Raw genomic sequence first — 6,941 nt, 5'->3', positions numbered from 1 at the left:
CACTTATTCTGTTAGAAAAGACAATTAATGAGTAAGAACAAAAAAGAACACAAGCTTTGAACATCTGACGTTCATAACTTGTGTTCTTTTATTTTCCCTAGGTGTTGCTCTATCAAAATTTTACGTTTCAATTACTTTCTGCATATTAACTATATATTCACTATTATTGAAATGTTTTAAAAAACATCTTTTTTGATGAAAAATGGGAAAAATTACACTTTGTATGGAGTATTGTGGTAATATAATGATACGTATATTCTATTTGTAATAAAAATGTAATATTATATACTTCTTTTTGTAAAAAAAGGAGGAGTATTTTTGAATATTAAGAAGTATATAGCACAATTGCTTATTTTTTCTATGATTGTTAGCTTGGTTCCTGAATATGTTGGTGCTGCATTAAATGAAAACCAACAAAATTCAAAGGAAGCTCAATCATCAGAACAATTAGAAGTGACAAAAGAATTTGATGAAGTAATTAAGGAACGTTCAGCTAATTCAAAGACGTTTACAAACGGAACAGGAGACTTTCTTAAGGAAGTGTACCCAGAAGAAGTTCATAATAAAGTAAATGGACAATACCAAGAAATTTCTGAGGAATTGGTATATGGCCAAGATGGTTATATGACTCCTGAAGAAACCAATTTGGAATCAATGTTCCCAGATAAACTTTCTGATGATGAACCATTAATCTATCGATTTGGTAATCATGAATTAGCAATTAACATAACTAATGCATCAGATGGTGATAATTCCATTGAACCATTAGAGAATCCAAATCTAGAAAAAGAAAATAACAATTTATATTACAAAGAAATTTATCCAAATATTGATTTGCGTCACATAGCATTAAATAATGAGGTGAAAGAAGATTGGATCGTAAATGAATTTACAGGAATTAATGAATTTAATTATTCAATAAAGACAGACTTGTATGGTGAAGTAAAAGCAGATGGCTCAGTTGGTTTCTATGAAGATACAACTAAGTCTTCACTAGTCTTCTCCTTACCGAAACCTGTGATGGTTGATTCTAATTATAATGAAACTTTAGGGGATGGTACTCGTTCTACAAAAATACATTATGACTTAAAATTAATTGAAAAGGGATTATACGAACTGAAGTTAACTGCAGATAAAGAATGGTTAGCTTCATCAAAACGAGTGTTCCCAATTTATATTGATCCATCAGTTTCAATAAATGTCCTTGGTGATACTTATGTCGCAAGTGCTTATCCAAATGCAAATTTCAACAAGCAATGGGATCCGAGTCAAGGTGAATACGTCCTTCAAACCGGATATTATGACAGTACATCGGGCACTAATTATCCTTTCATGAAGTTCAGCATTCAAGGTGATTTTAAAGGTGCTGTGATTGATTCTGCACAATTAGCTGCGTATGTTACACACTCTTATTATGCAACTGAAAAAACTGGCCTTTGGGTTGATGAAGTTAAAAGTAAATGGTTAGCAGATGATTTAACATGGAACAACAAACCAACATCTAAGAAAATAACAAGTACAACGGTTGCCAGAGATCAATGGGCATATTTCGATGTTACGGATACTGTGCAAGCGTGGACAAATGGAACGCGTAATAATTATGGATTTAAATTTCATACAAATGGTAATGGAAAAACTTACTGGAAAAAAATCACCGCAGGGGAAAGTACGAATAAAGCTAAAATGGTTATAAGCTATCATTATGAAAAGATGGCAAATCCAACAATTACAGCTACTGCTTATGAAGACGATTTAACTGCTGGTTATGTAAATGTGAAATGGCCAAGTGTATATGGGGCAGATTCATACGAATTACAAATGTATGATGGAAAAGATTTTCAGTCTGTATATTCTGGAACAGCTACAACCTGGACAGCTAAAGGCAAAAAATTATTCCCTAAAAAACCGTATGCAGCTAGTAACACTTATAAAGAAGGTAAAGGTGTAGAGTTACCAATAGATCCAAGCGAGTACTATAGTAAACGAAGCGGGACAACTATTACAGATAAAAAGTATAGTTTCCGGGTACTTACAAAATTCCCTAAAGGAGATAGTCCGGTCTCGAACACTGTCTCAAAAGCAATACCTTCCATTCAAGTTGGAACTCCTGATTTGCCTAAGGTTACAGCTCATGCTTATCCAGAATCAGATACAGCTAATAAAGACAGAGGTTGGCTAGATATTTCTTGGAAAGCAGTTCCTAATGCAACAGGTTATAAAGTACGGATATGGAACGGTACGAAATACGAAGATTTTGAAGTCGGTAAAATTACTTCTGTAAGTACGAAAGGGAAAAAAATCTGGCCTACTGATAAAGAAATAGAGGCTGGGAAAAAAGATTTACACATAACAGATTTGAGCTCTCCAAATAGTGTTGGCAAGGGAGCAGAATTACCGATAGATCCAAGTAATACCTATGGAAACTCGTCTACTAGATATAGTATCCGAGTAATAGCACTATCAGCTACAGGGAATTCACCATCTTCTGATGTAAATTATGGGTACATTCCTTTAATGGCTCCTAAAAATATTAAAGTTGAAGGTGCTTTAATAGATACCTTTAATAATAAAGGAAACCTAAAGATAAACTGGGACGCTGTAACAGGCGCTAAGTATTATCAAGTAGAAATAAATAATGGTAGTAAATTCGAAAAGTACCAAGTTAAGGGAAAAACAAATTTTGATACGACTGGTATCACTTTGTTTGACAAAATGGAAACAACAGAGGGAGAAGAAAAAGACAAAGAAATAAATCTCCCTGCATATCCATCTAATTATTATAAAAGTGCACCTTTAGAAAAGAATAAAGATGCCTACGAAGTACGAGTTAGTGCTTATCGCTTTGGTGACGAAGGAGCTCCTGCAACAGAGGAAGATAGAGAAGATTTAGGCTTACGTGGCTTAAGTGATCCTTCAGCTAGTGCATATGGTCATATTCCATTACATGAAGAACTAAATGGGATAGAAGATTACTTTACTTACGGCAGTCACTCTTTTGGGAATGCAGAAGCTTCCGTAAATGTAACAACAGGGAATATGGCATTACAATTTAATGACGAATCATTATTTACTCGTGGTACATTAGGTTTTGGCTTTACACGTACCTATAACTCCCGCTCTCAAAAAGATTCCCCACTTGGAAAAGGATGGTCTTATACAGGTGGGCAATACCTGACAGTAACTGATAATAAGGATGTTCAGTATTTTGATGAAGATGGTACATTACATTTGTTCAAATATGACACAGATACTCAAACGTATATATCTCCAAAAGGGAAATACTTGAAGTTAGAACAACAAGACGCAGATACATTTGAAATAAAAGATCCCGATGATTTTGTAGAAATTTACGAAAAAGATTCGAAAGATGATAATCGATACCACATCTTATCTTATACAGATGGTAATAATAATAAAATACAATTCTCCTATATAGATAACCAATTGAAAAAAATTGCTGAGGTCAATCAAAAAGGTGAAATAATACGTAACACGATTGACATCGACTATAATACTGATAATCGTATTGAGAAAATTTCATATAGTAGTCATTGGACTGAGTATCATTATGATGAGAATGGCTATTTAAAGTCTACTACTATAAAAAGTAAAGATACAGAAGAAAAGATAATAGAAGGTTTCGCCTATTACAAAAACGGTCAAATGAAACTCTATATTGACGGCAAAAAAGCAGAAACGAAGTTTTTATTTGATGATCAAGAGTTGACAGTGTTTGATAAACAAGATACGGATGCTGAAATTTCTGTATCTACAACTTATCATTACGATGCCGATAATAACGTATTTAAGGTTACCGACACAGATGGTAACGAAACGTTTTATAGTATCGGTACATCGAAGGACAAATATTTAGTTACAAAAATAGTGAATAGTGACGATACGACGTCTACTATAGAGTATGATGATCAATTTAACATAAAGAAGTCAACAGATGCGGATGGCAATACGACGAGTGCAGTATACGACCCAACTAGTGGTAAACTAACTAAGGAAACAAGCACAGAAGGGACATCCATTTACGAATATAATAGCAAAAACCAATTGATTCATAGTGCAGATGCAAAAGGTGTAGAAACGACAAATACGTACAAAGGAGTAAACCTAGAAGCGTCAAAAGTTGGTGAAGAATTAACTAGTTATCTTTACGATGATTATGGACGTATAGTAAAAACGACATACGCAAATGGAACATTTGAAGAAACCGCCTATAATGATACGGATGATTCAGAAACTAAAACAGATGCGAAAAACAACGTTAATACTACACAATACAATGAATTTGGACAGACGAAGAAATTAACAGATGGCACAGGTAGAAGCAAATCTTACGAGTATCACCCTTTACATTTAAATAGAATCTCATCTGTAATAGATGGAAAAGGGAATAAAACCTCTTATGAGTATGATGGCAATGGAAATTTAAAAAAACTAACGGATGCTTTCAAACATGTGAAACAATATCAATTTAATGATAATGATCAATTAGAAAAAATCATTTTTCCAGGTCTTTCAGGTTTACCAGACATGATTTTCGATTATGTATATAATTTGAATGGCAATCTCGATACAGAAAAGAAACCATCAGGTATAAATACAAAATATGAGTATAACGAAGTCGATGAAGTCGATAAGATAACAGTTAAATCAAATAATGGTGCTAACTTATTATACTGGGATCCAGAATATGAAAATGGTTTAATAAAATCAAGTAAATTCTTTAACGAACAAACCAACACAGATATTGTCAACAAAGAATTTAAATATGATGATAATGGGAAATTAAGAAAGTATACAGAAGGTTCATTTGATTCGAGTTATGGATACGATGAGAAGGAACGTATTAATAAAATAAAAACAGAGTTTAAGCAAGATGAAAATACATGGGACATTTCTCAATCAACCGAATACAAAGTTAATGAAGATAAAATTCATGTAATAAAAGTACTTAGTGGTGAGAAAATATTACAAAGTTACAAATTTGATGAAGATGTTGCGGATAATAAAAACTCTATCATGGTCAATACAAACTTATTTGAACGTATCAACCAGTTCAACAAAGCGAATCTTTTAACAACGATTCAGTATAAACAAGGAGATCAAGTTACAAATCAATTTAACTATATGTATGATCAATCCGGCAACATTACAAAAGAAGAAAGTAATCAAGGAAAATCTATATATGAATATGATGCTAATAACCAATTAACAAATGAAACCTTACCTGACGGTTCGACGAATATATATGACTATGATGTAGTTGGAAATCGTAAAGAGCGGAAATCTGGTAAACAAACGGATAGCTTCGAATACAACGAAGCCAATCAAGTTAAAACAAAAAACGGACAAGCCTACTCTTATGATGCAGATGGAAATCTCACACAAGATGAAAACTTTAAGTATGAATACAATGGATTGGGGCAACAGGTCCTTGTGACAGACTTAGCTGATAAAGAGGTTGCTAGGTATAATTATGATGAAAATGGACTTCGCACGAAAAAGATAGTAGGCTCTAAAACATATGAATACCATTATGAAAATGAAAATCTAGCAATGGAAGTTGTAAAAAACAATGGTACAATCTCGGAATACAGATACTATCAATGGGATGGAACTACTCCGTTAGGTAGCAGTATCAACACAAGAGAGTCAAATGGAGATAGGAAAGAAATTACTTATCATTATTGGACAAATCAACGAGGTGATGTCCTTTCGATTCGAAATGATGTTGGGGAAGAAATTGGCTCATACGAATATGATGCTTATGGTAATATTCTTGAAGTAAATAGTAAGGTCGCGAAAGAAAATCCAATTCGTTATGCAGGATATTATTACGATGAGGAAACAAGTCACTATTACTTACAAGCACGTTATTATAATCCGGAAAATGGTGCTTTCATGGCGTTAGATCCACATCCTGGTGATGATAATGATCCCCTTACGCAAAATGGGTATACGTATGCGAATAATAATCCAGTGATTTTTATTGACTATAATGGACAAAAATCCTTTAAGAAAAAAGTGAGAAGCCAAATTAATAAAGCTCCAAAATGGGTGAAAGATACACTAAAAAAAGCTTTCCCTAATAAAACAGGTTTTGTATATCAAAATATCTCATTTAATGCTGTGAAGTGGGGGGTTGTTGGTGGTTTTACAGGTGAAGTTATTGTAAGTATTTCTATGTTTGGTAGAGTAAAAAAGGCTAAAGCCTACGGAACTATAGGTTTATATTCAGGATTTCTTGTTGGAGCTCATATGGGTGCAATTACATCGGCATTTCCAGCGTATGCTAGATATCAAATAGGAGTATTTCTATTCGGAAAATAAAGAGGTGAAACACAAAATGATTAAATTAATTGGTTTAATACTTATATTATTTTTCATTGCTAATATGATTGGGGCATTTATTTATATTTCTAAAGAATCCCAGAAAAGAGATATGTCCATTCTAAAATCTATATTATATATATTTTTAGATTTATTATTAGGAACATTTGGATTATATGTAGCAATAGTCTTAGGTTCACTGATATTAGGAATATACTTTATTTTTTATTTTTAATAGTTCGCCAAATTCAGTGCAAGTGTATGGGAGTTGATAAGAAAGCTCGTAATGCAATTTTAGCTGCTATGGTCAATACATTTGCCGTTCTACGAGTATATGAAATTATGGTGAGGATAAATAAAAAATGATAATACGAATACTTTTTCTTGTTTTAGGAACACTATCACTAATAGGGTTATATAATGTATTTTTAATATATGGTGGGAAGAAGAAGAGTAGTAGATTTGTTTCTGTACTATTATTAATAGCTACAATTATCGGTGGTGTTGCTACATTCATCTTATATGTCTTCTTTTTCCCTTATGAACCGCTTTTTTCATTCTAAATAAATAGAATAACAAGTTTTCATGAGTAATTT

At 32.7% G+C, this 6,941-nt stretch carries 3 protein-coding genes; 2 read left to right on the top strand and 1 reads right to left on the bottom strand.

What is annotated here, in order from left to right; genetic code table 11:
- Window positions 1-318: 318 nt before the first annotated feature.
- Together BK137_RS21340 and BK137_RS21335 are read left to right on the top strand one after the other, a co-directional pair.
- Window positions 319-6,345 carry a DNRLRE domain-containing protein gene (locus BK137_RS21340; RefSeq protein WP_038184533.1) on the top strand — a complete coding sequence of 2,009 codons (6,027 nt, stop codon included), beginning with the start codon at window positions 319-321 and terminating at the stop codon, window positions 6,343-6,345.
- 16 nt (window positions 6,346-6,361) lie between these two features.
- Complete coding sequence (locus BK137_RS21335) at window positions 6,362-6,580, top strand: hypothetical protein (protein WP_038184530.1); 219 nt, start codon at window positions 6,362-6,364, stop codon at window positions 6,578-6,580.
- A 105-nt stretch (window positions 6,581-6,685) separates the two neighbouring features.
- Here the strand turns inward: BK137_RS21335 and BK137_RS22480 are convergent, their stop codons facing one another.
- Window positions 6,686-6,862 (bottom strand): hypothetical protein, encoded by a 177-nt coding sequence (locus BK137_RS22480; protein ID WP_155981182.1) that lies wholly within the window; start codon window positions 6,860-6,862, stop codon window positions 6,686-6,688.
- Between the last annotated feature and the right edge of the window lie 79 nt (window positions 6,863-6,941).

It is taken from the genome of Viridibacillus arenosi (genome assembly GCF_001955655.1).
GTDB classification, from domain to species: domain Bacteria; phylum Bacillota; class Bacilli; order Bacillales_A; family Planococcaceae; genus Viridibacillus; species Viridibacillus arenosi.
The sequence above is the reverse complement of the archived record's forward strand: the minus strand, read 5'-3'. Positions and strand labels throughout refer to the sequence as shown.

Bases quoted from the DNA above. Each gene is read 5' to 3' on its own strand.
- BK137_RS21335 (WP_038184530.1), top strand. From the start codon at position 6,362: ATGATTAAATTAATTGGTTTAATACTTATATTATTTTTCATTGCTAAT.
- BK137_RS22480 (WP_155981182.1), bottom strand. From the start codon at position 6,862: ATGAATGTAGCAACACCACCGATAATTGTAGCTATTAATAATAGTACA.